Here is a 26,952-nt window from a genome sequence, read left to right as displayed (position 1 = left end):
GTGTCAGCGGGGTTCGAGGTGGGTGCGGAGTTCTCGGGCGGTGGCCAGGACGTGTTCGATCTCGGTGGGGGTCGGCCAGGGGGCGTTGCCGGGGCGCAGCAGGGTGGAGCGGACCGAGCCCATGTGCTCGACCGCGGTGGCCGGCATCCCGCTCAGCTCGGCCAGCCAGCCCGCCGCGGCGGACTGGTCACGCAGCGGGCGGGTGACCATGTCCCAGGTGCCCAGGATCTCGACCAGGTGCCGCGCGTCCAGCGAGGAGCCGTCCCTGCGGCCCGTCGCCGAGGCGGCCAGCTCGGCCCGGGCCACCAGCTCGGGCTCCGCCGTCCGGTCGAACGTGGGCGGTGGCGGCTCGGCCAGCCATCGCTCGCCCTCCTCGGCGCGGCCGGTGATCGACAGCAGCGCGCCGAGTTCGAGCGCGGCCCGGTGGTGACCGCCCTGGGCCGCGCGCAGGAACCACTGCTGCCCGCCGCTCAGGTCGCCCTCCTCGGCGATCAGCAGCATGCCGAAGTTGAACGCCGCCTCCGGGTCACCGCTCGCCGCCGCCCGGCCGAACCAGTGCCCGGCGGCCACGGGGTCGTTCAGCTCGACGCAGACGAAGCCCGCCATCCGCTGGTCGTGGATCCGGCCCGCGTCCGCCGCCCGCTCGAACCAGGCGCGGGCCGTACGGAGGTCGCGGCGGGCGAGTGCGATGCCGCCGAGCTGTGAGGCGGCGGCCGGGTGCTCGCTTTTCGCGGCGAGCCTGAAGAACGCCTCGGCGCCTTCGGGGTCGCGGTTGGCCTGTAGGAACAGGCCCAGATGGTAGGCGGCGCCGGGGTGGCCGCCGCGGGCGGCGAGCTCCCACCAGCGCACCGTCTCGTTCTCCTGGCCGGAGGTGTAGGCGAGGAAGCCGAGGTCGTGGGCCGAGGCCAGGTCGCCGCCTGCCGCGGCCCGCTGGTGCCACTCCCTGGCCGGCTGGGCCTCGCCGGCCTCCTCGCAGATGAGCGCCAGCCGCCTGGCCGCCTCCCGGGAACCGCCGCGGGCGGCCCGCTCGAACCAGTGCCGCCCGCCCGCCGTGTCGCCGTGCTGCTCCACCAGCAGGGTCGCGAGGTTGACGGCCGCCTCCGTGTCACCCTGGTTCGCCGCCGTTTCGTACCAGGTCAGGGCGTCGTCGAGGCTGCCGTGCCGCTCGTGCCAGACGCCGAGGTTGTAGGCGCTGTCGACGTTGCCCGCGGCGGCGGCCCGCTCCCACCAGTGGCGGGCGCCCTGGCGGTCGCCGAGCTGGGCGTGCAGCCGGCCGAGCCGGTGGGCGGCGTCAGCGTCACCCTCCTGGGCGGCGGACAGCAGCTCGGTCTCGCCCGCCTCGCCGCCGCGCGGCGGCGGGACCGCCGGACCAGCGACGGTCGTCTCCACGTCCTCCTGCCACCACCTCATGCGCCCCTCCAGGCCACGCGTACGCGACGCACCTCAGGGTGACACGTAAGCGTACGATAGCGGAGGGTAATCTCCGATGACCGTCGTCTAGGTGAACTTGACGAAGCCGACGAACATCCCCATGGAGCAGGCGTAACGAAGCGTGCCCGGCCGTTGCGGAGGCAGCCGGACGGTGCCGGGAAGCGGTAGGTCACGGCCGTTGATCGTGACCGTGCGGGTACAGCCGGCCGTCTCCTGGGCGCGGAAGACGATCTCGGTGGGCACCCCCGACCTGGCCGTGACGCCGCCGGGGCGGTATCCGCGGTCCGTCGCCCAGACGGTGACCGTCTGGGTGCCGCCGCGGACCACGGCGGTGGCCGCCGCCGCGCCGCCGGCCTCGGGCAGCCAGCCGCCCAGGCGCAGCCCCGACGCCACCGTGAACAGCCCGGCCACCAGGGCGACGATCCCGCCGATCAGCGCCAGGCGGCCCGTCGCGACCCGGCGGACCACCAGGCCGAGCAGGGCCAGCGCGGGGGAGGACCCGGTGACGAAGCCGGCCATCACGGCCACGCCGCCGAGCACGGAACCCGTCGACACCGCGATGATCTCGGTGCCGATCGTGACGCCGCAGGGCACCAGGATCGTCAGCGCGCCGAGGAACGCCGCCCGTGCCAGGCCGGGCGCCGGTTCGTCGCCCTCCGGCGCGCAGCGCCGCCCGCGCCGGAGCAGGCCCGTGCCGAACACGATGACCAGGAGGCCGGCGAGCACGAGGAGCACGGCCCGTGCGGTCGGGCCCAGCCGTACGGCGGAGCCCAGCAGGCCGAGCAGGGCGCCGGCCGCCACGTGCGCGGCGAACCTGCCGCCGACGAAGACGGCGACGAGTACGGCGGTGCGGCCCCGGCCGCCGAGCCCGAGCAACAGCCCGCCCTGCATCGCCGTGCACGATGTGCTGCCCGCGATCAGTCCGCCGGCGAGCCCGGCGGCGAACAGCGCCGTCGGCTCCACCCTCAGCGCGCGAGTGCCAGCTGGTCGAGCGTTCCGGCCTTGGCCGCTTCGACGATCGAGCCGAACTGGTCGAGGCTCATCTCGACCCGCTGGCCGAAGTCGTCGGTGATCACCACCTGGCGGTCCGCGGCGGCTGTGGCGTCGACGAACAGCTCGGGACAACCACACGAGCAGTTGCCGCAGAATCGCGCGATCGATCTCATCCGGTCCTCAACCTTCGGCCGACGAACTTACCAAGGCAACGTAACGTGGCAAGTCGGACGCGGCCAGTTACATTTCCCTAGCCTCAGGTCCAGCCCGGTTTGACCAGGCCGGACTCGTAGGCGATCACGACGAGCTGGGCGCGGTCGCGGGCGTGCAGCTTCATCATGGTGCGGCTGACATGGGTCTTGGCGGTGGCGGGCGACATGAAGAGCCGCTGGGCGATCTCCTCGTTGGTCATGCCGGCGCCGACGAGGGTGAGGACCTCGCGTTCGCGTTCGGTGAGCCGGTCGAGCTGTCCCGCGGCCAGCGGTTCCTTGGCCCGGGAGGCGAACTCGGCGATCAGGCGGCGGGTCACGCTCGGCGACAGCAGCGCCTCCCCGGCGGCGACCACCCGGACCGCCTGGATCAGCTCGGCGGGCTCGGTGTCCTTGACCAGGAAGCCGCTCGCGCCCCCGCGCACCGCCTCGAAGACGTACTCGTCGAGCTCGAAGGTGGTCAGGATGATGATCTTGACTTCGGTGAGCGCGGGATCGGCGCCGATCTCTCTGGTGGCGGTGAGCCCGTCGGTGCCGGGCATCCGGATGTCCATCAGCACCACGTCGGGCCGGTGCTCCCGGGCCAGCTGTACGGCCTGCGCGCCGTCGGCGGCCTCCGCCACCACGGACATCCCGGGCTGGGCGGAGAGCAGCGCACGGAACCCGCCCCTGACCAGCGCCTGGTCGTCGGCGAGGACCAGCTTGATCATGTCTTCTCCTCGGGGATGGGCAGCCGGGCCTCGACCCGGAACCCGTGGTGGTAGGGCCCGGCGCTGAGCGTGCCCCCCAGTGCGGACGCGCGCTCCCGCATGCCGGGAATGCCGTTGCCGCTGCCGGCGTCGGTCAGCGATCCCGGTGCGGCGGAGCCCTCGTCGGTGACCTGGATGACGAGCGTGCCGGGGCCGTAGGTCAGCGTGACGGTGACGGCGGCGCCGGGGGCGTGCCGCGTGACGTTGGTGAGGCTCTCCTGGATGATCCGGTAGACGGCCCGCTCGACGCTCGGGGGCAGCGGCCTGATCTCGCCGTTCGTCTTCCGGGTGACCGGCAGGCCGGTGCGCTCGATGAGCTCCTCCAGCCGGTCGAGGCCGGCGGTGGGGGAGCGCGGGGCGCCGTCCCGCAGCACGTTGAGCACCGAGCGCATCTCGCCGAGCACGTCCTTGCTGGCCACCTTGATCGTCGCCAGCGCGGTCCTGGCCTGCTCGGGCTGGTCGTCGATCAGGTGCAGCGCGGTGGACGCCTGCACGTGGATCAGCGAGATGTTGTGCGCCAGCACGTCGTGCAACTCCTGCGCCATGGTCAGCCGCTCCTCGCTGGCCTGCCGCCGCCCCTCCTCCTCGGCCACCCGCCGGCGCTCCGCCTTCCGCTCGCGCTGAGCCCTGACGATCTCCGACACGGTGAGCACGACCAGGATCACCGCGGCGACCGAGAAGTCGTGCCACAGGCCGGCCGTGGGCACCGGAGCCACCCAGGTCGTGTAGGCCAGGATGAAGGCGAAGAACCCGCCGGCGGTCAGCCAGGCCGCCCGCCGGTGACCGGTCGTCACCGCTGTGTAGAGCAGGATGATCGGGGCGAGGAACGGCGGCCCGTAGGCGTAACCCGCCATGATGTAGACGATGGTGACGACTACCGAGGCCATCAGGGTGGCCACCGGCCACCGCCGCCGCGCGGCCAACATGATCGGCCCGGCCAGTAGCAGCAGGTAGCCCACCAGGTCGGTGGGCAGCCGATCCGGCTGCCCGTGGTAGGCGCCCCGGCCCACGCCCAGCTGCACCACGCCCACGACGAGGGCGACGATCAGGTCGGGCGGACGGATTCGAGGGCGCACACCAGAACCGTACGCCAACCGGCTGACCAGCGAATCGCCCCAGGGGAGCACCCCCGGATACCTCCGAGGGTGTAGGCGTTGAGCCTTCGGGCCGTTTGGGCGAAGATGGGACGATCTCCGATCGCAGGGAGCGTCACGAATGACCGCACGCCTTGCCGTACCCGCCCTGGGGGCCGTCCTCGTCGCGGGCCTGCTGGTCCCGCCGGCCCAGGCGGCCTCCCCTGATCAGGACAAGACGCCGGTCGCGGAGGGGTACGGCGGCGCGGTGGCGACCGTCGACCTCGACGCCAGCAAGGCGGCCATCTCGGTGTTGCGGAAGGGCGGCAACGCGATGGACGCGGCGGTCGCGGCGGCGGCGACCCTGGGCGTGACGGAGCCCTACTCGGCGGGCCTCGCCGGAGGCGGCTTCATCGTCTACTACGACGCCCGGCGGGAGAAGATCTTCACGATCGACGGCCGGGAGAAGGCCCCCGGCGCCATGACGGAGACCTCCCTGCAGGAGAACGGCCGGCCGATCCCGTTCGACGACGCCGTCACCAGCGGCCTGTCGGCGGGCGTGCCCGGCAGCGTGGCCCAGTGGGAGCTGGCGCTGCGCAGGTTCGGCACGATCGGCTTCGACCAGGCGCTCAAGCCCGCCGCCGAGGTCGCGGCCAGGGGCTTCGTGGTCGACCAGACCTTCCACGACCAGACGGCGGCCAACGCGGCCCGCTTCAAGGACATCGCCTCCACCGCCGCCCTGTACCTGCCCGGCGGCGCGCCGCCCCCGGTCGGCTCGACCTTCCGCAACCCCGACCTCGCGAAGACCTACCGGGAACTGGGCAGGCGCGGCCCGTCCTGGCTGTACGGCGGGCGGCTCGGCGAGGAGGTCGTGGCCACGGTCAAACGCCCGCCCGTCACCCCCGGATCCACCCGCACCGTGCGCCCCGGCCTGATGGAACTGTCCGACCTGCGCGCCTACCGCGCCGTCGAGCGCCGCCCCGCCCCGGTCACCTACCGGGGCATGGAGGTGTACGGCATGGCGCCGCCGTCCTCGGGCGGCTCCACGGTCGGCGAGGCGCTGAACATCCTGGAGGCGGTGCCCCAGGTCACCGAGCACGAGTATCTCGAAGCGTCCAGGCTGGCCTTCGCCGACCGGGGCAAGTACGTCGGCGACGCCGACTTCGTGGACGTGCCGCTGAAGGAGCTCCTCTCCAGCGGGTTCGCCGGGGAGCGGGCCTGCCTGGTGGGCGACCGGGCGATGCCGCACCCGGCGGCCCCGGGCACGCCCGACGGCGCCTACGAGCCGTGCCCGCCCGCAGACGTCGCCACCGAGCAGAAGCCCGGTCCTGAGGGGCCGGAGACCACCCACCTCGTGGTGTCCGACCGGTGGGGCAACGTGGTCGCCTACAACATCACGATCGAGTCGACGGGCGGGAACGGCATCGTGGTCCCCGGCCGGGGGTTCCTGCTGAACAACGAGCTGACCGACTTCACCTTCGGCCCCGCGCCCGGCGACCCCAACCTGCCCGCTCCCGGCAAGCGGCCGCGTTCCTCGATGGCCCCGACGATCGTCCTCGACGAGGGCCGCCCGGTGCTCGCCGTCGGCTCCCCCGGCGGCTCGACGATCATCACCACCGTGCTGCAGATCCTGGTCAACCGGTACGACCTGGGCATGTCACTGCCGCAGGCGCTGACCGCGCCCCGGGCCACCCAGCGCAACACCGCCACGACCCAGGCCGAGCCGGGATTCATCGCCGCCCACGGCCCGGCGCTCACCGCACGGGGACACGCGTTCACGCCGAACCCCGAGATCGGCGCGGCCACCGGGCTGGAGTTCCTGGGCAGGGGGAAGGTCCAGGCGGTCGCCGAGCCGGTCCGGCGAGGCGGCGGCAGCGCACTGGTGGTGAGCCCCCGGAGATGAGCGGTTTCGCGGGCGCGCCAAAAGCGCCGAAGCCTTTCGGCCATCGGCGCCACGGCGGTGTCGCCCGGTTCGTCGCCCGGTTCAGCTCAGGAGAAGGAAGGCTCCCACAGCGATGATGACGACCGCGACCACCGCGATGGTGATCGGGATCACGTAGGAGGTCCGCTGCTTGGCGGTCTCCTGCTCATTGTTCTGGGCGAAGGCGCGGAACTGCTGTGTGTTTCCCGCGGGATCGATCTGCGGATCAGACATGAGACGACTCTAACGACAGAGAGGTCGTCACCGACACCCGAATGTCCGACTTGGCGGGGATGGGTATCGGGGTGCCGCGGACGGGACCGACCTGCCGGGCGGATAGCGTGGAGCCATGCTCAAGACCGTGCTCTCGCCCAGTTTGGTGGGTCTGCACCTGGTGACGATCGCGGTTCTGGCCTCTTTCGTCCTGCTCGGCCGGTGGCAGCTCGGTGTGTTCGAGGATTCGGGAGCGCCGCGCGCGGCCAGGGATCCGGCCCCGGTGGGCGTCACGACGCTCTCCGAGCCGGGCAGGCATCTCACCGCCGACGCGGTGAGCCGCAGGGTGACGGCGGAGGGCACCTTCGACGCCGACCGGCAGGTCCTCGTCACCGGCCGCGACGGCGGCTTCTGGGTGCTCGCCCCGCTCGACCTGGCCGACGGCACGGCGCTGCCCGTCGTGCGCGGCTGGGTCGCCCAGGCCGGCGACCCGGCGACGGTCCCCGGCGGGAAGGTCGCGGTCGCCGGGCGGCTGCGCCCCTCGGAGCAGGTCGACAGCGTACGGCGGGACGTCAGGCGGCTCCCCGACGGCCAGTTGCTCAGCATCTCCACCGCCGAGCTGGTCAACGTGTGGCAGGGGAAGCGGCTGCGTGACGGTTACGTCGTGGCCAGCGCGCAGACCCCCGCCCCGGCGGTGCCCCTCAAAGCGGTCGCCGCCGAGGCGCCCCGCGAGGAGGGCCCCTTCAACTGGCGTAACCTGGCCTATGCCCTCAACTGGTGGCTGTTCGGGGCGTTCGCGGTCTTCATGTGGTTCCACTTCGTCCGGGACGCGGTGCGCAGCCGGAAGAATCCCCCGCCTGCCCCGCAACCCGTGCCCCTGTCCGAATCTGCAACGAGGTAGATGATCGTGGAATCCGCCCTCAAGCCCTTCAGGGTGCTCGCCTACATCGTCGGCTGCATGCTGCTGCTGCTGGTCGCCGGCATGGTGCTGAAGTACGGCTTCGACATTCCCGGCCCGGTGTCGATCATCTCGCCGATCCACGGCTTCCTCTACGCGGTCTACCTGCTCGCCGCGCTCAACCTCGGGCTCAAGGCGCGCTGGAACTGGCCGTACACGCTGGGTGTGCTGCTGGCGGGGACGGTCCCCCTCCTCTCGTTCGTGATCGAACGCAAGGTCACCCAGCGCGTGCACGAGCAGGTGGCCGCGACCGCGACCGCCTGATCAGCGGCCGATGCCCTTGCGGCGCACCCTCTTGAGGCGCTCACGCTGCGACGGGTCCAGCATGAAGTAGCCCACGACGGGGGCTCCCAGCACGCCCAGCACGATGATCCAGCTGATCAGTGACGGGATCGGGAGAAGAAGGGCGATCACCGACACCACGGCGGCGCCGATGTAATACTTTCCCAGTGGCGACATGGTCGGCCCTTTCATCTGATTCGTCTGACGAGGCGAGCGGAGACCCGCCCTGCCCATTGTGCGTCGCCTGGTGAACGAGTGAGCACCCGCCAAGGGTTCCTCATCCGGCGGCCAGTGATTCCAGCACCCACCGTGCGGTCTTGTGCGCCCCCGCGCGGCCGGTGTGCCGTGGATCCTTCCCGATCGCGCGCTCGTACTGCACGGCGACGATCACGTTCGCGACGCGGAGCACCACGGCCGAGTTGTAGGACAGGGTGTTGGTCGCCTCGAAGGTGTAGGCCGCGTGCCCCGTTCCCGGCAGGTCGCGGGGCGGGACGACCAGCGTGAGCGGCAGTCCCGCGGGCGACTTCTTCTGACCGAGGTCATTCTGGCGGAACCGCACCAGGTTCACCCGAGCGCGCTCCTCGGCGGTGTCGCCGAACTTGGGCGTGTAGTGCCGCACTTGGAGCCACAGGCTGTACCTGAGGTTGGAGGGGACCGAGTTGTGGTCGTCGGCGGGCCGCCACCGGCACTCGCCCTTCTCCGCCTCGGGCGCCGCCGCCAGGGACAGTTCGGCCGCCTGCTCCCGCGTGATCAGTTTGCAGGGGTCGGGGGCGGCGGCGAAGTGGGACGGCAGCGACACCGACGGGTCGGCCGACGTCGGGCCCGGTCCGGGGAGCCGGGCCGGGGGCGCGGGCCGTACGATCACCGCCGTGGTGGCGAAGGCCGCCGCGAGGAGCAGGGTCCCGGCGAGGGCCGCGAGCCTGGTGCGGGTGTGCCGCCGGCCGGGCGGGGCCACGCGTTGCAGGGTCAGCCGCACCGAGCGGGCGTCGGGGCGGTGCGCGGGGTCGTCGTCGAGCAGGCCGTACAGCAGGGGAGCGAGCGGGCCGGAGGGCATCCTGCTGGAGTGCGGGTCGCTCAGCGGGGTGCCGCCGAGCGAGATCGGCGTGGTGTTCCGGTCCGGCGCGTGACCCTCGACGGCGGTGAAGAGCAGTGCGCCCAGGGCGTGGAGATCGTCGGTGACGGTTCCGCTGACGAGTCCGAAGCCGATCACCGCCACGCCGTCGTCGCCGGTCAGGATGACGGTGTTCGGGGTGAGGCCGCCGTGCGGCATGCCCGCGGCGGTGAGGGCCGCCAGGACGCGCAGGCCGATCAGGGCCACCCGCCGGGCGGGCAACGGCCCGCTCGTGCGCAGCGCCTGCGCGAGGGTCGGCCCCTCGACGAGTTCCTGGACCACCCACAGCCGGTCGGTGGAGGACAACACGTCATGCGTCGTGACGATGTCGGGGTGCCGGAGCGCGGCCGTGGCCCGGATGCCCGCGACCAGCTCGTCCCGCTCCCGGCTCGGTGGCGGCAGCCGTACCTCCGTGATCGCGACGTCGCGATGGAGCAGCTCGTCGCGCGCCCGCCAGGCCCAGCCGAGCCGTTCCAGCAGCCGGTAGCGCCCCCCGAGCAGACCGGTGTCAGTCACGGCTGTTGAGCTCCTCTGCGACGGCGCGGGCGGTCTCCAGCGCGTTGCGGCGCAGGATCCGGGTCGGCTGTTCCGCCTTCTCGGAGAGCTGGACCTCGACCAGGAGGTTACTCGACCTGAAGTCGATCGTGCTGTAGGCGCGGGAGCCCAGCGAGACGGTGTCGTGGCGGAAGGAGTCCTTGCCCACGCCGGTCACGTCCTGGACGGGCCGCACACTGCCCCAGACGCCCGTGCCCGCGTCGGCCGTGATCTTGGTACGGCGGGCCAGCAGGAACTCCTGGGCCACGGCGGGTGCGTCCAGCCCCTGGGCCGGCCGGTGGAGGGTGAGCGAGACCCGCAGCCAGACGGGTTCGGTCGGCCCGCCCCAGTCGCAGAACCTCGCGTCGTCGCGATCCGGATCGGGGGTGGTCCCCGGCGCCACGGCCCTGCTCTGCCGGGCGGTGACCAGCTCGCACGGGTCGGGCAGCTCGGTGAAACGCCCGGCATCCGCCTCGGCGGCGCTCGGCGCGGGCCGCGGCGGCGGGCGGTCCTCCGCGCGGGTGAGCGCGAACGTCGTGCCGGCCGCCGCCACCACGACGACCCCGGCCAGCACGGCGATCAGCCGGATCCGTCCGCGCGGGCCGCGCCGCCGGGGCCCGCCGTCCGGCAACGCCGCGGGCAGCCCGCCCGCCACCTTGCGCAGCGCCTCTCGCAGTTCCGCGACCCCCGGCCGCAGCTGAGGATCCTTTTCGAGTACGGCGAGCAGCACGGGACCGAGGTGCCCGGCCCTTCCGGGTTCGGGGGTGGGCTGGGTGAGCACCGCGCCGAGGGTGGCTACCGGTATGGCCCGGTGGAAGGGCGCCTGGCCCTCGACGGCGGTGTAGAGGGTGGCGCCCAGCGACCACAGGTCCGCCGCCGCGCCGTCCTCGATGCCGCGCAGCCGCTCGGGCGCGATGTAGCCGGGCGAGCCGACCAGGTTGTCGGGCGAGGTGATCCCGGCGTCGCCCTCCAAGGTGGCGATGCCGAAGTCGGCCAGCAGCACGCTCCCGTCGTGCGCGATCATGATGTTGGCCGGTTTGACGTCCCGGTGCATGATCCCCTGGCTGTGGGCCAGCGCGAGCGCGTCGAGCACGGCCAGCCCGACCGCGGCGGCCGCGGCGGGCGGCAGCGGGCCGTCCTCCTTGACCACCTGGTCCAGCGACCTTCCCCTGACCAGGTCCATCACGATCCACGGCCGGCCGTCCTGCGAGATCACGTCGTGCACCGCCACGATGCCGGGATGCGCCAGCCTGGCCGCCGCACGCGCCTCACGGAGTGTGCGCTCGCTCAGCTCCCGCCGCTGGGCCGGGCCGAGGTACGGCGCCGGCTGTACCTCCTTGATGGCCACCTCGCGGTGCAGCATCTCGTCGACGGCCCGCCAGACGACGCCCATGCCGCCGGAGCCGAGGAGCTCCACCGCGCGGTAGCGCCCGGCGAGCACCGGGGGGACGCCGGGATCAGTCACGGTCGTTCAACGCTCCCACGACGGCGCGGGCCGCCTTCTCCGCTCCCGTGGCGAGCCTGCCGTCCTTGTCGCCCTTGGCGCCGCCGTGCTCGTACTCGATCTCGGCGATGACGTTGCTCACCCTGATGAGGAGGAGGCTCTTCGTCGAACCGCCGTACAGGTTGATCGAGCTGATCTCCGTGAAGGTCAGGGACTCGTCGCCGATGCCGTTCACGGGCTGTGGCGGGGAGGGCTTCGGGGTCGAGTACTTCACCTTGCCGGCCAGGTCGTCGCGCCTGCCGGTGAAGTGTTCCCGCGCCTTGGTCACCTCGTTGCCGTCGGGCTTGTAGAAGGTGATCCGCAGCCTCAGGTCGTACTTCGCGCCGTTCGGCAGCCGCCAGTCGCTCGCCAGCCAGTTGCACTCGCCGGGCGCGACCTCGGAGATCTTCAAGGTGGGCACCAGTTCCGCGGCCACGGCGTCGTCGAGCAGGCTGCACGCGCGGGGGGCGGCGGCGAACCTGCCCTTCTCCCCGTCGGCGGGGGCGGCGCTCGGGGTCTGCGAGGGCGAGGCGGCGGGTGCGTTCCCGCCCCCGAGCAGGGGGGCCGCCAGTACGCCGATGGACACCGCCATCGCCACGGCGAGCGCCCCCGCCAACGCGATCACCCACCGGGGGACCAGGACACCGTTACGCCTGGGCAGGTCGGCGAACGGGGGTTGGGTCGGCGCGGTGCCGGGGGGCAGGAACGCGGGCACGGACCCAGGGCCGTCGGCATGGCCCGAGCCCGGCCCGGGACCGGCGTCCGGGGCGGGGCCGAGTCCATGTCCGGTGTCCGAGCCGAGCCCTGAGGTGGGTCCGGGTCCCAGTCCATGTCCGGCGTTCGGGCCGGGTCCGGGGCCGGAGGTGGGTCCTGAGCCCAGCCCAGGTCCCGCGTCCCAGCCGGGTCCGGGGCCGGAGGTGGGTCCGGGATCAGGGTGAAGGCCGCCGGGCCCACGGTCTGAGCTGTACCCGGGGCCGTGTCCGGGCCAGGGCTCGGGTACGTGTCCTGGGCCGGCTTCGAGGCCGGGGTCAAGGCCGGGGTCGCGATCCGTGTCACGTCCCTGTCCCGAGTAAGGGTCAGGGCTGTGGGAGGGGAAGGGTTCAGGGCCCGGGTTCGGGTCGGGGGCGTGCCGCAGGGCGGGACCGGGAGCAGGGCCGGCGCCCACGTCGGGCCCGGGGGCGTGGCCTGGGTCGTGAGCGGTGCCGGGGGTGGCGGGCGGCCCGTGGTGGGGGTTGGCGGCGGGGAGGGGGTTCGTGGCGGGCGCGCGGGTGGGGCGGGGGGACGACGGAGTGGCGGGGGGCCGGTTGGCGGCGATGTCCTGGAGCTGGGCCCACAGGGTGGTGGCGTCGGGCCGCTGGGCGCTGTCGGGGGAGAGCATGCGGTGCAGGATGGGACCCAGCGGGCCGGCGTGCGTGGCGAACGAGCCGGCGGCGGGCGGCCGGCCCTCGATGGCCGTGTAGAGCGTCGCGCCCAGGGCCCACAGCGCCGAGGCCGGCCCGGCCATCCCCTCCGGCGGCGTGTATCCGGCGGGCGGCGGGTTCTGACCGGTGTCGTCGGCGAGGGACACCCGGCCGTCGGGGGCGAGCATGACCAGGTCCGGCCGTACGCTCCGGGTGCCGCCCGCGGCCGACAGTTCGGCGAGCAGGTTCAGGCCGATGCCGGCGACCCGTTGCGGCGGCATCGGACCGATCCGGCCGATCATCTGCTCAAGCGAGGTGTTGTCCATCGATCATCCCGTCCGCTGCAACGATTGGGCGATCCATCTCGCAGCCGTTCTCGCGCCCTCGCGGATGTCCTTCTCCTCACGCTTGCCGTCGATGACGGTGTAGCCGACTTCCACCACCAGATTGTCCACCCGCATCACGATGGAACTCTGCTCCAGCTTCAGATGCGACCGGTTGTCGTACTGGTGATAGGCGTAGGCCTCGTCTCCAATGCCGGAGACCGGTTCGGCCGCCGTCGCCCGCGCCGAGCGCAGCGCGACGCCCACCTCCGGCCAGGCCCAGCCGACCGTGCCCGAGGGGATGGTCAGGTTCCGCTGGCTGACGAACCGCTCGTGGGCCCGCTGCGGGCTGGAGCCCCACTGTTCCTCGAAGCCCACCGGCTCGGCGGACAGGCCCATCCCCTTCCCCAGCCACTCGCATCCCCCCTTGTTGTTCGGCGTGCCCTTCTTGTTCTTCAGCGAGTCGGTCACCAGACCGCCCACCTGCTCGGCGGTGAGCGTCTCGCAGAACTTCACCGGGATGCCGAACTTGCCGGGGCTCTCGCTCAGCCGGGTGGGCGAAGGGCTCGGCGCGGCCGCCTTCTCCGTGCCGGTGACCGCGTTCACGCCGAACGCCGTCCCCGCCGCGATCGCCGCGAGCGCGGCCACCGCCGCCGCCAGCACCAGTCCCGTACGGCGACGCCGTGGCGCGGGCGGTGCCGCCTGCCGTACGGCGGGCGTCGGCGGGGTGTCCGGCGGTTGCCGTCGCACCCCGGCGATGCCGCGCAGGATGTCGGCCGTCACGGCCGCCGGCGGGCGGTCCGCGGGCTCGGAGCCGAGCAGCCGCATCAGGATCGGCCCGAGCGGTCCCGCGCGCTCCGGGAGCCTGGGCGGTTCGGTGAGGACCATGGTCAGCACCCTGATCGGCGACTCGGAGTGATGCGGTGCGACCCCCTCCACCCCGAAGTAGAGCGTGGCGCCCAGTGACCACAGGTCGCCCGCGGGTCCGTCGGGCTCCCCGCGCAACCGCTCGGGGGCGATGAAGGCGGGCGCCCCGACCAGGTGCATGGTCCGGTTCGCCGACGGCTCGCCTTCGATGGCGGCCATCCCGAAGTCGGTGAGTACCGCGCGCCCGGTCCGGGTGAGGAAGACGTTGCTCGGTTTGACGTCCCGGTGCACCACTCCGGCGGCGTGCGCGACGGTCAGCGCCGACAACAGGTGCATCCCGGCCCTGGCGACCTGGTGCGGCGGCAGCGGCCCCTGCTGCCTGACGGTCTCCGCGAGCGACGTGCCGCTCAGCAGTTCCATGACCAGCCAGGGGCTGCCGTCCTCGATGAGTACGTCGTGCACGGTGACGATCGAGGGATGCTTCAGCCGCGCTGCGACGTTCGCCTCGCGCACCGCCGCTTCGCAGATCTCCCTGCGCCGTGACTCCTCCAGCCCCGGCGGGAGCCGTACCTCCTTGACCGCGACATCGCGGCCCAGCACATCGTCCGCCGCCAGCCAGACCGTTCCGAGAGCTCCCTCGCCCAGAGGGTTCAGCAGCCGGTACCGCCCGGCGAGCCGTCGAGCGCCGATCAATGGACTCTCCCGTCCGACGTCTGTGGCCCATAGCAAAATAGCCACTAACCACCATTCGAGCCACCTGGCAGCTTTGCCGCTCCATTACTGACAGCGGTGGATCATCTACTTTGCGTGACGTGAACGGCCTTGTTGTAGGATTATCTCTACATGGATCGGCATCCGAACAAGGAGATCCGTGCCGCGGTCGATGACATGATCGCAGCCGGGTGGACGGTCGAAAGATCAGGAGGGCATGCATGGGGACGAGCGCGTTGTCCTGGTGGACACGAGGGGTGCAGGCCCCCGACCTCGATCTGGTCGACTCCGAGATCTCCCGAGGGCCATGCGAGACGGCTCCGGCGCCTCGTCGAGCAGTGTCACCGTGATCCGGATGGCACGGGAGGAGAGTGATCGTATGCCGGTATACGCGTTCGAGCTGGGATTCATCGCACCCGCTGGTGACGATGTGATCGACGCCCTCTACGAGGCCGGATGGGATGACGCGACCGTCTCACTGGATCCCGGCACCGGCGGCCCCGGTATCGCCTCCTTCGATCGTGAGGCCGATACGGCGGTCCAGGCGGTGGCTTCGGCGATCGCCCAGGGGAGGACCGCCGGCGTGGAGGTGACCACGGTCAGCGAGGATCTGGTCACCCTCGCGGAGATCGCGGAGCGGGCGGGCAGGACGTTCGCCACCGCCGACCACTGGGCGGTGGGCCGCCGTGGGCCGGGGGGCTTTCCGGCGCCCAGGATCCGGCGGCCCCGGGTGAGTCTGTACTCCTGGGCCGAGGTCGTGCGGTGGCTGAACGAACACCGGCTGGCCGAGATGTCGTGCGCGGACGTCGAGATCGCCCGGGTGTGCGAGGTCGCGGACTCCCTTGTCCGGGCGAGCCGGCTCCAGCGGCAGCTCGCGGTTGAGGATCGGCGGCTGCTCGCGCGCGTGGTCGCATGACAACGGGCTGAGCGGCGGCGAAGGTGGAGGGATGTCCGTGCGCCGCCGGTTCCAGCCGTCCCTGCATGATCTCGTCAGCACCGTGATGGCCCCGACGACCGCGGTCGGCGGGCGTGACGGGCAGCTCAGGGCGGCGGGCGCGCACGGCCTCTTCCACGCCGACACGCGGGTGTTGTCGCAGGCCAGGCTGCTCGTCGACGGTAAGGAGCCGGAGGCGGTCGCCGAGGCCGCGACGGGGCCGGGCGTGACGCGTTTCGTGTCGATCCTGCGGTGGCTGGGAGACGACGGGCCGGATCCGACCGTCCGGGTGGAGCGGGTGCGGGAGGTGGTGGCCGGCGGGATGAGCGAGACGATCGAGATCGTCTCGGCCGCCGCCGCCCCGGTCACGGCTGCCGTCTCGATGGAGCTGGCCTGCGACTTCGCACCGATCGACCGGGTCAAGTCGGGTTTCGCGGGCTCTGCCGTACCGGTGGCGGGTTCGGGGGGCGGGCGGCTGGTCTGGGGGGAGGGGGACATTCGGGTGGCGGCCGTGGGGGAGGCGGCGCGGGCCGAGGGGAGCGCGCTGGTGTGGGAGGTCGTGGTCGCGCCCGGGGAACGGGCCGCGCTGCGGTGGGAGGTGGCGGTGACCGATCCGGGGGCCGTGGTGGCGGGGGCCCGGCGCGAGGTGGAATGGGGGTCGCCGGTCGTGACGGGTGCCGACCGGCGGGTGGCGCGGCTGCTCCAGCGGTCGCTCGACGACCTGCGCTCGCTCCGGATGTCGGACGCCGCGGGCGACACGTTCCTCGGGGCGGGCGTGCCCTGGTACCTCACGCTGTTCGGCAGGGACGCCATCTGGGCCGCCCGGATGATGCTCCCGCTGGGCACCGAACTCGCGGCGAGCACGCTGCGGGTGCTGGCCCGCCGCCAGGGCACCCGGTTCGACCCGCGGTCCGCCGAGGAGCCCGGCAAGATCATGCATGAACTGAGGCGCGGCGAGTTCGTCCTGACCGGCCGGAGCGGCACCCTCCGGCTGCCCGGCGTCTACTACGGGACCATCGACGCCACCCCGCTCTGGATCAGCCTGCTGCACGACGCCTGGCGGTGGGGGATGCCCACCGAGGAGGTCACCGCGCTGCTGCCGAACCTGGAGGCGGCGCTCGGCTGGCTCGGCCGCCACGACGGTTTCGTGGCGTATGTCGACCCGGCCGGGCTGGGACTGGCCAACCAGGGCTGGAAGGACTCCGGTGACGCCGTCAGGTTCCACGACGGGCGGCGGGCGAAGCCGCCGATCGCGCTGGCGGAGGTGCAGGGCTACGCCTACCAGGCGGCGCTGCACGGGGCGGCGCTGCTGGAGGCGTTCGGGCGGCGGGGGGCGGGCCGCTGGCGGGAGTACGCGGCGGCGCTGGCCGTCCGGTTCCGGGACCGGTTCTGGGTGCGGACGCCGCACGGACGGCATCCCGCGCTGGCGCTCGACGGCGACGAGCGCCCGGTCGACTCGCTGACCAGCAACATCGGCCACCTTCTCGGCACCGGGCTGCTGTCGCCCGGCGAATCGGACGAGGTCGCCGCGCGGCTGTCCGCGCCGGAGATGTCGGGCGGCTTCGGTCTGCGCACGATGTCGGCCGGAGACCGCGCGTTCAGCCCGATGTCCTATCACTGCGGCTCCGTCTGGACGCACGACACGGCCATCGTGCTCGCCGCGCTGGCCAGGGCGGGGTACGGCGAGCCCGCCGCGCGCCTCGCGGAGTCGTTGCTGGCCGCCGGGGAGGCGTTCGCCTACCGGCTGCCCGAGCTGTACTCGGGCGCCGACCGGGAGCCGCTCGGCAGACCCGTGCCCTACCCCGCGTCCTGCCGGCCCCAGGCGTGGTCGGCCGCCGCCGCGGTGGCGATCGTGCACACCGCCGTGGGTCTGCACCCTGACGTCCCGGCCGGCCGCGTCGCGCTGCGCCCGCTCCCGGGGGCGCCCCTGGGAGCGCTGTCCGTACGCGGTCTGCGGGTGGCGGGCGCCGAGGTCGAGGTGGCGGTGGACCGGGCGGGGCGGGCCGTCGTGAGCGGGCTGCCCGGCGGGATCGTCGTCGACTAGCTGCACCGCATCTTCACATACCGGTTAGGGCTATCTGCACAGGGGCGTTCTAGGCTGCCGAGCATGTCGAACCCGCAACCGCGCAGCATTCTGCTCATCGAGGATGATGAGACCATCGCGCACGCCGTACGCGACAGGCTGCTGGCCGAGGGGTTCGTGGTGCGGGTGGAGGGGGACGGTGAGCGGGCCCTGACGGCGTACGCGAAGATGGAGCCCGACGTGGTGGTGCTCGATCGGCTGCTTCCCGGGCTCGACGGGCTGGAGGTGTGCCGCAGGATGCAGGCGGCCAGGCCGGTGCCCGTGCTGATGCTGACGGCGCTCAGCGAGGAGACCGACCTGCTCGTCGGGCTCGGCGTCGGCGCCGACGACTACATGACCAAGCCGTTCAGCATGCGGGAGCTGGTCGCCCGGGTGCACGCGCTGCTGCGGCGGGTCGAGCGCGCGGTGCAGCTCGCCGCCGAGGACACGGTGATCAGGGTCGGTCAGGTCGAGATCGACACGGCCGAGCGCCGGGTGTTCGTGGGCGGGCGGGAGGCGCACCTCACCCGGACCGAGTTCGACCTGCTGCGCCGGCTGGCCGAACGTCCCGGCCAGGTCTACGAGCGGGAACGGCTGCTGGCCGACATCTGGGGCTTCTCCGAGGCCGCCGCCACCCGCACGGTCGACAGCCATGTCCGCGCGCTGCGCAGGAAACTCGGGCCGGACGTCGTGCGCACGGTGCACGGTGTCGGTTACGCCCTGGCCAAATCAGTTTGAACCACCTCGAATCCATGACAGTCCAAACCAGGCGATGCGTGATCCGATGAGACCTCTCGATTTTCTCGGCCGGATAAAGATCAAGCTCGGGCTGGTGATCCTGCTGGCCGTCGCCGCCGCGTTCCTCGTCAACGAGGTGGGCATCAACGCCGGCATCGACCGCAACGTCCGCGTCGCCGTCGCCGCGGTGCTGGCCCTGCTCATGGTCCAGCTCCTGGCCCGCGGCATGATCAGGCCGCTGCGCGAGATGGCCGCCGCCGCGCAGACCATCGCCAAGGGCAGGTACGGCCAGCGCGTGCGGGCCACCTCCAGGGACGAGGTCGGCGAGCTGGCCAGAGCCTTCAACGCGATGGCGACCGACCTGGGCGAGGTGGACCGGCAGCGCAGGGAACTCGTCGCCAACGTCTCCCACGAGCTGCGCACGCCCATCACGGCCCTGCGCGCCGTACTGGAGAACCTGGTGGACGGCGTCTCCACGCCCGACCCGCAGACCCTCGGCACCGCACTCGCCCAGACCGAACGCCTCGGCCGGCTCGTCGCCCAGCTCCTCGACCTGTCCAGGATCGACTCCGGCGCGCTGCTGCTCGAACCCGAGTCCGTCAGCGTCGAACCCCTGCTCGGCCAGGCCGTCCGCGAGGCCGGCCTGGCCCGCGACGACGTGACCCTGCGGTGCGAGGCCCCGGCCGCCCTCACCGTGCGAGCCGACCCGGCGCTGCTCGCCCGCGTGCTGGCCAACCTCCTCGACAACGCCGTGCGGCACAGCCCGCCCGGCGGGTTGATCGTCGTCTCCGCCGCCGAGGCCGGAGCCGGTGTGCGGATCGAGGTCGGGGACCAAGGGCCCGGGATCCCCGCCGGTGACCACGCGCGGGTCTTCGAGCGGTTCTCCCGTCTGGACGCCGCGAGAGCCGCGGACGCCGGGGGCGCGGGGCTCGGGCTCGCCATCGTCAAGGAGATCGTCGAACTGCACGGCGGTTCGATCCGGATCGCCGAACGTGCCGGCTGCCAGATGGTGGTCGATCTTCCAGGAAGGATCGTCATGACAACGCCGACACCTGCCCCCCAGAAGGAGGGCCCGGGTGAGGTTCATGCCGAGGGAATGTCTGATGGCGTCCCGGAGAGTGCCGCCGGTTCGCCTGGAGCCCAGGGGGTGGTGCTGACCGGAGAGCCGGACGCGCTCACGAGCGAAGGGCGCGATGGGAAGGACGAGGGGACGACCGGGCCGCAGGCGGGCACTCCTGGCACGCCGGTGGGGGTTCCTTCCCCGGGTGACTCCGCCGGCGACGCGCCGGAACACGCCTCCGGTGGCGGCCACGGGAGCCGGCCGCCGGGCGAGGCACCTGGGCGGCCGGCTCCGGTCCCGCCGTATCCGCCGTATCCGCCGGCGACCTCTTACCCGCGGAACTGGCCGGCGGCTTTCGGGATGGGGCTCGGGGGGGCCTTCCTCGGGCTGATCGCGGGGGCGGTGCTGGTATTCACCATGGCCTCCATGGGGAGTGGGCTGCTCGCGGCAGCGGGGGGACTGCTGTCGGTGGCCGCCGGTGCGTTCGTCGGCACCGTCTTCGGTGCCACCCGCGTGGCATGGCTCGTTCCGTCCCCCAGACCGCTCGTCCCCAGCTGGCCGGCGCCGGTTCGTCCCGCCTCCGCGGAGGACGCCGCATTCCGCGCTCGGACGGCCGGGCCGCTGGCGCATTCGCCTGCCTTGACGCCCGGATCGCACCCGCCCGCGTCGACGACGCGTGCGTCGGGGGTGGATGTGCCCGTGCTGGGGGTGTCCCCGTCCGCGTCGGCGGTGGGGCCGCGTGCGTCGGGGGTGTCCCGGGCCACCGGAGCCGGACAGGACGGTGGCGCCGGACCCCGTGGGCCCGGTGGCGCGCCCCGGCGTCCCAACGGGGGGTATGTGCCGCCGTCGGTGCTGCCGCGGCCGGAGGTGCCGACGGCGCCGTGGTGGGTGCTGCCGCTGGCGGCCGTCGTCGGGGTGGTGGCCGCGGTGGCGGTGCCGTACGGAGGGTTCGGGGTCGGGGTCGTCATCGCGGTGCTGGCGGTGGGACTGGCCGCGGTGCCAGCCGTGTGGAAGCGGCTGACCTGGTGGTCGGCGGGGCTGGGGCTGATCGGGTTCGGGCTGGTGTCCATCGCGATGGTGCTGGACGGGGACTGGCTGGTGGCGCCGCTGATGGTCGCCGGGTTCTGCGTGCTGGCGCTGGCGATCTCGGGAGCGGGGCAGGGGTTCCTCGGGGTGCTCGCCGGCGGGCTGTCGGTGGCGCTGGCGCTGATCCCGCTGCCGTGGTTCCTGGCCGGGCCGATGAAGGCGCTGACGCGGCGGCGGCCCAAGCGGCTGGCGCCCATCGCGGCGGGCCTGGGGCTGACGCTGGGGCTGGTGGTGGTGTTCGGGGCGCTGTTCGCCTCGGCGGACGCGGTGTTCTCCGGCTTCGTCAGCGATCTGCTCGTCGTGCCCGACTGGTTGGACTCGGTCCCGGTGCGCGTCTTCGTGTTCGCCCTGTTCGCGGTGCTCGTCGCTGCGGCGGTGCTCGCCGGGTTGCGGCCGGTGAACGAGCCCAAGGCGCCCAAGCTGGGGTTCCAGGTCAACCGCACCATGTGGGTGCTGCCGCTGGGCGCGCTCAACCTGCTCTTCGCCGCGTTCGTCGGGGTGCAGGTCGCCGTCCTGTTCGGCGGGGACCAGCGGGTGCTGACGACGGCCGGGCTCACCTATGCCGACTACGCCAGGCAGGGGTTCTTCCAGCTCGTCGTCGTCAGCGTGTTCGTGCTGGCGATCGTCGCCGTCGCGGCGGGCGTCATCTCGCTGAACGGCTGGGACCGCTGGCTGATGGCGGTGCTGCTCGGCGTGCTGTGCGCGCTGACCATGGTGATCCTGGTGTCGGCGCTGCAACGGCTCAGCCTCTACGTCGAGGTGTACGGGTTCACCAGGCTGCGGGCCTCGGTGGGCGCGACGATCATGTGGCTGGGCGCGGTGTTCGCGCTGGTCCTGGTGGCGGGCGCGGTACGGCTGGCCCGTCGCCGCGGCGGCGGCTGGCTGCCGAGGGCCCTGGTGGTGGTCACCGCGCTCGGCCTGATCTCCTTCGCCGTCTGGAACCCCGACCTGCGGGTGGCGGAGACGCAGGTCGCGATCCGGGGCGACCGGCTGGACAGTGACTATCTGGGCGATCTCGGCGCTGAGGCCGTCTCCGCGCTGGACAAGCTGCCCGAACCCGAACGGAGCTGCGTGCTCGCCGACGTCGTGGCCGCCAACGGGCTCGCCGAACCCGACCCCTGGAACGGCTGGAACCTCGCCAGGGAACGGGCCAGGGACCTGCTCGCCGTACGGCCGGTCATTCCGTCGGGCGTCTGCCCGGCGGCTGCCATCAGGTTCGGCGAGGGCGGATAGGGTTCCCTCAGCCGGACACACAGGGGGAGCCGTGGAGGCGAAGGGGATCATCGGCTCGGCGGCCGGGGAGTCGATCTTCGACGGGCCGTTCAGCTTTCCGCTCATGGTGCTTCGCCGCGCCGCCGTGGAGCACAACATCACCACGATGGCGGCCTTCGCGGCGGGGCACGGGATGGCGTTCGCCCCGCACGCCAAGACCACGATGGCGCCCGCGCTGCTCGCCGCGCAGCGGGCTGCGGGCGCCTGGGGCTTCACCGTGGCGACGCCGAGTCAGGCGCTGACGCTGCGCGGGTTCGGAGTGGGCCGGATCCTGCTGGCCAACCAGGTCGTCGATCCGGCCGGGCTGCGCGCCCTCGCGGCGGAGCTGGACGGGACACGGCAGGAGGAGTTCGACTTCCTGTGCTTCGCCGACTCGGTGGAGGGCGTGGAGATCCTGTCCGCGCACGCGGGCGGCCGCCCGTTCCGGGTGCTCGTGGAGCTGGGTCACGAGGGCGGGCGCGGCGGGAGCCGTACGCTGGAGGACCTGCTGAAGGTCGCGGACGCCGTGCGGGCGGCGCCGGGGGTCGAGCTGGCGGGCGTGGCGGGCTACGAGGGGGCGCTGGGCACGGCGGCCGAGGTGCGGGCCTACCTGGGCAGGCTGGAGGAGGCGCTGGAGCACCTGCGGGTGCGCGACCCGATCCTGTCCGTCGGGGGCAGCCAGTGGTTCGACGTGATCGGCAGGGAGCTGGTCACGTGCCACGCCAGGGTCGTGCTGCGCAGCGGGGCCTACGTCTCGCACGACGACGGTTACTACCGGGAACGCACGCCGTTCAACCGGATCGAGGGCGAGCTGTGGCCCGCGCTCGAACTGTGGGCGCACGTGCTGTCGGTCCCCGAGCCGGGCATGGCGATCGCCGGGTTCGGCAAACGCGACGCGCCGTTCGACGAGGGGCTGCCCGTCGTGAAGGGGATCAGGCGGGGCGGTACGACGGTCCCGCTGAGCGGCGTCACGGTCGCCAAGGTGCAGGACCAGCATGCCGTGCTCGTGGGCGACGCCGGCCTCCGGCCCGGTGACCTGCTGTCCTTCGGCATCTCCCATCCGTGCACGGCCTTCGACAAGTGGCGGGTGCTCCCGGTGGTGGACGACCGCCACGTCGTGGTTGAGTTGATCACCACGTATTTCTGAGCTTGAGGAGTGACAGCATGGCCAAGCAGGAGATTCGCACGTCTGAGGGCGCGCCGCCGGTGGGGGCCTACTCCCAGGCGCTCGTGGTGGGCGACTTCGTCTACACCTCGGGCGCGGGCCCGCTCGACCCGAAGACCGGCGAGATCGTCGGCGACGACGTGGCCACCCAGACCAGGCAGACGCTCGCCAACCTGGCGGCGCTGCTGGCCGAGCAGGGGCTGACGCTCGACGACGTGGTGAAGTCGACCGTCCACCTGCAGCACCTCAAGCGTGATTTCGCCGCCTACGACGCGGTTTACAAGGAGCATTTCGCGCGGCCCTACCCCGTGCGCACCACCGTCGGATCGGACCTGCTCGACATTCTGGTGGAGATCGACTTCGTGGCGTACAAAGGCCGGTGAACACATAAGGTCTTACAAGGTGTTGCGTGCGATGAAAGGCGACGGCTGAGGTGGACAGTTCGGTTTACGTCTTCGTCGAGGACATCCGCGGCGAGGGCCTGGACAAGGTGCTCGACCGCCTCGCCGGATACGGCGTGGCCGGGGTCACCGTCGGCGCCGCCTACCACCAGGCCCGCGACGTCACCCCGCACGGACACTCGCGGCTCACGCTGCGCCACGACGGGGTCCACTTCCCGCCGCCCGCCGAGCTGTTCGCCCCGTTGCGCCTGACGCCGCCGGTGCGCGAGGGCGCGGCCGAGGAGCCGCTGGCGGCCCTGCGGCAGGCGACCTCCCTGCGCGGCGTCAAGCTGCACGGCTGGACCGTCTTCCTGCACAACACGACCCTCGGCCTGGCCCACCCCGACGTGACCGTGCGCAACTGCTTCGGCGACCGTGGCTCGCCGGGCGACCTGTGCCCGGCCCATCCCGAGGTGCGGCTCTACGCCGAGGCGCTGGGCAGGGCGGTCGCCCGGCAGGGCGTCGACAGCGTGGTCGCCGAGGCGCTGCACTTCGCCGGGCTGGCCCACGGATACCACCACGAGACCTGCTTCGTCCCGCTCGGCCCGATGGACGCCTTCCTGTTCGGCCTGTGCTTCTGCGACTACTGCATGCGCAGGGCCGCCGACCTCGGGGTGAACGCCGAGGCGGCGCGCGAGGAGTGCGCCAGGATCGTCGGCGGCGTGCTCGACGGCGACCCGCCGGCCCAGGGCGAGGTGACCCGCGCGGCGCTCACCGCCTATGCCGGGCCCGAGGTCGTCGCCTACGCGCGGGCGAGGTCGGAGACGGTCACGTCGCTGGTCTCGATCGTGTCCGCGGCCGTCGCCGAGGAGGGCTCGCGGCTGGTCTACCTCGACGCCACGGGTTCGGCCAAGGGCCACGCCGACGGCCTGCCGTCACCGGGGCTGGCCGCCCACGACTCCTGGCAGCTCGGCATCGACCTCCTGGCGCTGGGCGATCTGGTCCCGTCGTTCGGCGTGCTCGCCTACGCCCGCGACGCGGCCAGGGTGGCCGACGACGTGGCCGCCTACCGGCGCTCGGTCGGCAAGGACCGCGAGGTCAGGGTGGTGCTACGGCCGGGCGTGCCGGACACCGACTCGGCCGGCCGCCTGGCAGCGAAGGTCCGCGCCGTGAAGGCCGCGGGGGCGCAGGCGGTCGACTTCTACGCCTACGGCCTGGTCCCGTACCCGGTGCTCGACCGCATCACCGAGGCGCTCACGCAGACCCCCTGACGGCCGGCGCCGGGCCGTATCGGGGCGTCCGCGGACCCCCTGACGGCTGGTGCCGGGCCGCATCGGGGCGTTCCCGCAGACCCCTTGCGGTCCGGTGCCCGGCCGCGCCGCGCGGATGCACTCACGCGGGCCTCTCGATGTCCGGTGCCCGGCCGCGCCGCGCGGATGCACTCACGCGGACGCCTCGATGTCCGGTGCTCGGTCGCGTCAGGGGAGTGCTCACGCGGACTCCCGGATGATCAGCTCGGTGGACAGTATGACCCGGTCGGTGTCGCGGTCGGCCGGTGCGGTGAGCAGCAGGTGGACCATCGCGGTCGCCTGCTCGATCACCGGGTGCCTGAGGGTCGTCAGCGGCGGCTCGGTGTAGCGGGCGGCCTCTATGTCGTCGAAGCCGATCATCGCCACGTCCCCGGGCACCCGCCGGCCGGCCTGCCGCAGCGCCTGCAGGGCGCCGATGGCCATCAGGTCGTTGGCCACGAACACCGCGTCGATCGCGGGGTCGTCGGCCAGCAGCTGCCGCATCGCGACCGCGCCCGACTCGCGGGTGAAGTCGCCCACGGCCACGATCGAGCGCCGGTCGGAGTCGCGCAGCGCGTTGCGGTAGCCCGTCAGGCGGTCCTGCCCGGCGATCATGTCGAGCGGCCCGGCGATGGTCGCGATGCGCCGGCAGCCGATGTCCAGCAGCCGCCGCACCGCGCTCTCCGCGCCGCCGATGTTGTCGTTGTCGACGAACGGCATGTCGACGGCGACCGCCGGCCTGCCGTACGAGACCACGGGGACGCCCATGCGGTTGATCGCGGCGGGCAGCGGGTCGGCGCCGTGCATGGAGATGAGCATGACGCCGTCGACGTGGCCGCCCGCGATGAAACGCTCCACCCGGGCGTGGCTCTTGGGGGTGCCCGCCAGCATCAGCACGACCTGCTTGTCGGCGGCCTCCAGTTCCCTGCTCGCCGTGCGGATCACCGTGGAGAACAGCGGGTCCTCCGAGAAGACCCTGGTCGGCGGCTCGGAGACCACCAGGGCGACCGAGTCGGTGCGTTGCGTCACCAGGCTGCGGGCGGCCGAGTTGGGCACGTAGCCCAGCTCGGTGACCGCACGCAGCACGGCGTCGCGAATCTCGGGGGTGACGGTCGACTGCCCGTTCACCACCCGGGAGACCGTGGCCCTCGATACCCCCGCGCGCGCCGCCACGGCCTCAAGCGTCGGTCGCTTCATCCGGTAGAACCCCGTCCCGTGATCGTTTCTTACAGTGTCAGCCCGTTACGCTGGATGACGTCTCGATACCACAGCGCACTGTCCTTGGGGATCCGCGCCTGGTTCTCGTAGTCGACGTAGACGAGGCCGAACCTGCGGCTGTAGCCCTCGGCCCATTCGAAATTATCCAGCAACGACCACGCGAGATAACCACGTACGTCGGCGCCCGCCTCGATGGCCGCGTGCACGGCGCGCAGGTGGCCCTCCAGGTAGGAGACCCGGTTGGTGTCGTGCACCTTGCCGTCGGTGACGACGTCGTCGAAGGCGGCCCCGTTCTCGGTGACGAACAGGCCGACCTCCGGGTAGTCGTGGGACAGCCGGAGCAGCAGCCGGGACAGGCCGGTGGGCACGATCGGCCACCCCATCGCGGTCGTCGGCGCGTCGGCGGGGCTGAAGCGGATGTCCTCGCTGCCCGGCCACGCCGCGTCCGCCGGCTCACCCAGCCGCGCCTCGACCACCGAGGGGTTGTAGTAGTTCAGCCCGACGAGCTCGATCGGCTGGTTGATGATCTCCAGGTCGCCGTCCCGGATGTGGCCGAGCCCGCCGTGCCGTTCCAGCGTCTCCAGCACCGCCGGCGGGTACTCCCCGCGGAGCGCGGGGTCGAGGAACTGCCGGGTGAGCAGCGCGTGGATGCGCTCCACCGCGGCGGCGTCGGCCTCGTTCGCCGGCGCGGCCGGCGCGTGGACCTGGGCGGGGGTCAGCACCGGGGAGGAGTTGATCACGAGCATGATCTCCTCCGCGCCGGCCGACCTGAGCGCCTGGGTGCTCAGCCCGTGGCCGAGCAGCAGGTGGTGGGCCGCGTGCAGGGCGGCGGCCGGGTCCTTCCTGCCGGGCGCGTGCACGCCGTTGCCGTATCCCAGGAAGGCCGCCACCCACGGCTCGTTCAGCGTGGTCCAGGAGCGGACCCGGTCGCCCAGCCGCGCGTGTACGGCCTGCGCGTAGTCGGCGAACCGGTAGGCGGTGTCCCGGGCGGTCCAGCCGCCGAGGTCTTCGAGCGCCTGCGGCAGGTCCCAGTGGTAGAGCGTGGCATAGGGGGTGATGTCGCTTTCGAGCAGTTCGTCGACCAGTCGGTCGTAGAACGCCAGCCCCAGGTCGTTGATCGGTCCGCTGCCGTCGGCCTGGATCCGGGGCCACGCCACCGAGAACCGGTACGCCTGCAGCCCGAGGTCGCACATGAGCCGCACGTCGTCGGCATAGCGGTGGTAGTGGTCGCAGGCGACCTCGCCGGTGTCGCCGCCGGCGACCTTCCCCGGCACGCTGGAGAAGGTGTCCCAGATCGACCGTCCGCGGCCGTCCTCCTTCGCCGCGCCCTCGATCTGGTAGGACGCGGTAGCGGCACCCCAGACGAAGCCGTCGCGGAAGGCCACCCGCCCCTCGGTCAGGTAAGAAGGGGCGGTCCCCCGAGTGGTGACAGTCACGGTCATCAAATCTCCTTGCTTGTGGAGACCCCGGCCGCACGGCCTGGGTGAGGAAGCGGGCACCCCGTTTCGCGA

At 72.7% G+C, this 26,952-nt stretch carries 23 protein-coding genes; 10 read left to right on the top strand and 13 right to left on the bottom strand.

Annotated elements, in window-relative coordinates:
* Nucleotides 1-3: 3 nt before the first annotated feature.
* The 5 genes from MBA17_RS23310 to MBA17_RS23290 all read right to left on the bottom strand — a co-directional run bounded on the left by MBA17_RS23310 (nucleotide 4) and on the right by MBA17_RS23290 (nucleotide 4,458).
* Nucleotides 4-1,410: a tetratricopeptide repeat protein gene (locus MBA17_RS23310; protein ID WP_238498671.1), complete on the bottom strand. Its 1,407-nt coding sequence runs from the start codon at nucleotides 1,408-1,410 to the stop codon at nucleotides 4-6.
* An 87-nt stretch (nucleotides 1,411-1,497) separates the two neighbouring features.
* Nucleotides 1,498-2,394, bottom strand: coding sequence for an urease accessory protein UreH domain-containing protein (locus MBA17_RS23305; protein WP_238498670.1), 897 nt, complete (start codon nucleotides 2,392-2,394; stop codon nucleotides 1,498-1,500).
* Between the two features lie 2 nt (nucleotides 2,395-2,396).
* A complete protein-coding gene (locus MBA17_RS23300; RefSeq protein WP_238498669.1) occupies nucleotides 2,397-2,597 on the bottom strand; it encodes a hypothetical protein in 201 nt (66 codons plus the stop codon).
* Between the two features lie 83 nt (nucleotides 2,598-2,680).
* Nucleotides 2,681-3,343: a response regulator gene (locus tag MBA17_RS23295; RefSeq protein WP_238498668.1), complete on the bottom strand. Its 663-nt coding sequence runs from the start codon at nucleotides 3,341-3,343 to the stop codon at nucleotides 2,681-2,683.
* A complete protein-coding gene (locus MBA17_RS23290) occupies nucleotides 3,340-4,458 on the bottom strand; it encodes a sensor histidine kinase (protein WP_238498667.1) in 1,119 nt (372 codons plus the stop codon). The genes MBA17_RS23295 and MBA17_RS23290 overlap by 4 nt, the downstream gene beginning before the upstream one ends.
* Nucleotides 4,459-4,597: 139 nt before the next feature.
* Here MBA17_RS23290 and ggt point away from each other — a divergent pair, with 139 nt between their 5' ends.
* Nucleotides 4,598-6,358: a gamma-glutamyltransferase gene (ggt, locus tag MBA17_RS23285; protein WP_238498666.1), complete on the top strand. Its 1,761-nt coding sequence runs from the start codon at nucleotides 4,598-4,600 to the stop codon at nucleotides 6,356-6,358.
* An 81-nt stretch (nucleotides 6,359-6,439) separates the two neighbouring features.
* Here the strand turns inward: ggt and MBA17_RS23280 are convergent, their stop codons facing one another.
* Nucleotides 6,440-6,610: a hypothetical protein gene (locus MBA17_RS23280; protein ID WP_238498665.1), complete on the bottom strand. Its 171-nt coding sequence runs from the start codon at nucleotides 6,608-6,610 to the stop codon at nucleotides 6,440-6,442.
* Between the two features lie 115 nt (nucleotides 6,611-6,725).
* Between MBA17_RS23280 and MBA17_RS23275 the strand changes: the two genes are divergently transcribed.
* Nucleotides 6,726-7,490, top strand: coding sequence for an SURF1 family protein (locus MBA17_RS23275; RefSeq protein WP_238498664.1), 765 nt, complete (start codon nucleotides 6,726-6,728; stop codon nucleotides 7,488-7,490).
* On the top strand, nucleotides 7,491-7,811 hold the full coding sequence (locus MBA17_RS23270) for a DUF3817 domain-containing protein (protein ID WP_238498663.1): 321 nt from the start codon (nucleotides 7,491-7,493) through the stop codon (nucleotides 7,809-7,811).
* On the opposite strand, the gene MBA17_RS23265 is transcribed toward MBA17_RS23270, so the two are convergent.
* The 5 genes from MBA17_RS23265 to MBA17_RS23245 form a co-directional block, all read right to left on the bottom strand.
* Nucleotides 7,812-8,006, bottom strand: a complete 195-nt coding sequence (locus tag MBA17_RS23265; protein WP_238498662.1) for a hypothetical protein — start codon at nucleotides 8,004-8,006, stop codon at nucleotides 7,812-7,814.
* Nucleotides 8,007-8,106: 100 nt separating this feature from the next.
* A complete protein-coding gene (locus MBA17_RS23260; protein ID WP_238498661.1) occupies nucleotides 8,107-9,456 on the bottom strand; it encodes a serine/threonine-protein kinase in 1,350 nt (449 codons plus the stop codon).
* Nucleotides 9,449-10,939 (bottom strand): serine/threonine-protein kinase, encoded by a 1,491-nt coding sequence (locus MBA17_RS23255; RefSeq protein WP_238498660.1) that lies wholly within the window; start codon nucleotides 10,937-10,939, stop codon nucleotides 9,449-9,451. Before MBA17_RS23255 ends, MBA17_RS23260 begins: the two co-directional genes overlap by 8 nt.
* Nucleotides 10,932-12,683: a serine/threonine-protein kinase gene (locus MBA17_RS23250; protein ID WP_238498659.1), complete on the bottom strand. Its 1,752-nt coding sequence runs from the start codon at nucleotides 12,681-12,683 to the stop codon at nucleotides 10,932-10,934. Before MBA17_RS23250 ends, MBA17_RS23255 begins: the two co-directional genes overlap by 8 nt.
* A 3-nt stretch (nucleotides 12,684-12,686) precedes the next feature.
* Nucleotides 12,687-14,240 (bottom strand): serine/threonine-protein kinase, encoded by a 1,554-nt coding sequence (locus MBA17_RS23245; RefSeq protein ID WP_238498658.1) that lies wholly within the window; start codon nucleotides 14,238-14,240, stop codon nucleotides 12,687-12,689.
* A 397-nt stretch (nucleotides 14,241-14,637) separates the two neighbouring features.
* Between MBA17_RS23245 and MBA17_RS23240 the strand changes: the two genes are divergently transcribed.
* From MBA17_RS23240 to MBA17_RS23210, 7 genes are all read left to right on the top strand, one after another.
* Nucleotides 14,638-15,174 carry a hypothetical protein gene (locus tag MBA17_RS23240; RefSeq protein WP_238498657.1) on the top strand — a complete coding sequence of 179 codons (537 nt, stop codon included), beginning with the start codon at nucleotides 14,638-14,640 and terminating at the stop codon, nucleotides 15,172-15,174.
* Nucleotides 15,175-15,205: 31 nt separating this feature from the next.
* A complete protein-coding gene (locus MBA17_RS23235; RefSeq protein ID WP_238498656.1) occupies nucleotides 15,206-17,236 on the top strand; it encodes a glycogen debranching N-terminal domain-containing protein in 2,031 nt (676 codons plus the stop codon).
* Between the two features lie 63 nt (nucleotides 17,237-17,299).
* Nucleotides 17,300-17,992: a response regulator transcription factor gene (locus MBA17_RS23230; protein WP_238498655.1), complete on the top strand. Its 693-nt coding sequence runs from the start codon at nucleotides 17,300-17,302 to the stop codon at nucleotides 17,990-17,992.
* A gap of 46 nt (nucleotides 17,993-18,038) precedes the next feature.
* Nucleotides 18,039-21,371: a DUF4153 domain-containing protein gene (locus MBA17_RS23225; RefSeq protein ID WP_238498654.1), complete on the top strand. Its 3,333-nt coding sequence runs from the start codon at nucleotides 18,039-18,041 to the stop codon at nucleotides 21,369-21,371.
* 31 nt (nucleotides 21,372-21,402) lie between these two features.
* Nucleotides 21,403-22,536, top strand: a complete 1,134-nt coding sequence (locus MBA17_RS23220) for an alanine racemase (protein ID WP_238498653.1) — start codon at nucleotides 21,403-21,405, stop codon at nucleotides 22,534-22,536.
* Between the two features lie 17 nt (nucleotides 22,537-22,553).
* Nucleotides 22,554-22,937: a RidA family protein gene (locus tag MBA17_RS23215; protein WP_238498652.1), complete on the top strand. Its 384-nt coding sequence runs from the start codon at nucleotides 22,554-22,556 to the stop codon at nucleotides 22,935-22,937.
* A gap of 50 nt (nucleotides 22,938-22,987) precedes the next feature.
* A complete protein-coding gene (locus MBA17_RS23210) occupies nucleotides 22,988-24,205 on the top strand; it encodes a hypothetical protein (protein WP_238498651.1) in 1,218 nt (405 codons plus the stop codon).
* Between the two features lie 219 nt (nucleotides 24,206-24,424).
* On the opposite strand, the gene MBA17_RS23205 is transcribed toward MBA17_RS23210, so the two are convergent.
* A complete protein-coding gene (locus tag MBA17_RS23205) occupies nucleotides 24,425-25,420 on the bottom strand; it encodes a LacI family DNA-binding transcriptional regulator (protein ID WP_238498650.1) in 996 nt (331 codons plus the stop codon).
* Nucleotides 25,421-25,449: 29 nt separating this feature from the next.
* Nucleotides 25,450-26,883 carry a GH1 family beta-glucosidase gene (locus MBA17_RS23200; RefSeq protein WP_238498649.1) on the bottom strand — a complete coding sequence of 478 codons (1,434 nt, stop codon included), beginning with the start codon at nucleotides 26,881-26,883 and terminating at the stop codon, nucleotides 25,450-25,452.
* Between the last annotated feature and the right edge of the window lie 69 nt (nucleotides 26,884-26,952).

It is taken from the genome of Dolomitihabitans soli (assembly GCF_022213955.1).
Lineage (GTDB): Bacteria > Actinomycetota > Actinomycetes > Streptosporangiales > Streptosporangiaceae > Streptosporangium_A > Streptosporangium_A soli.
This window is presented reverse-complemented; position numbering and strand designations above follow the sequence as displayed.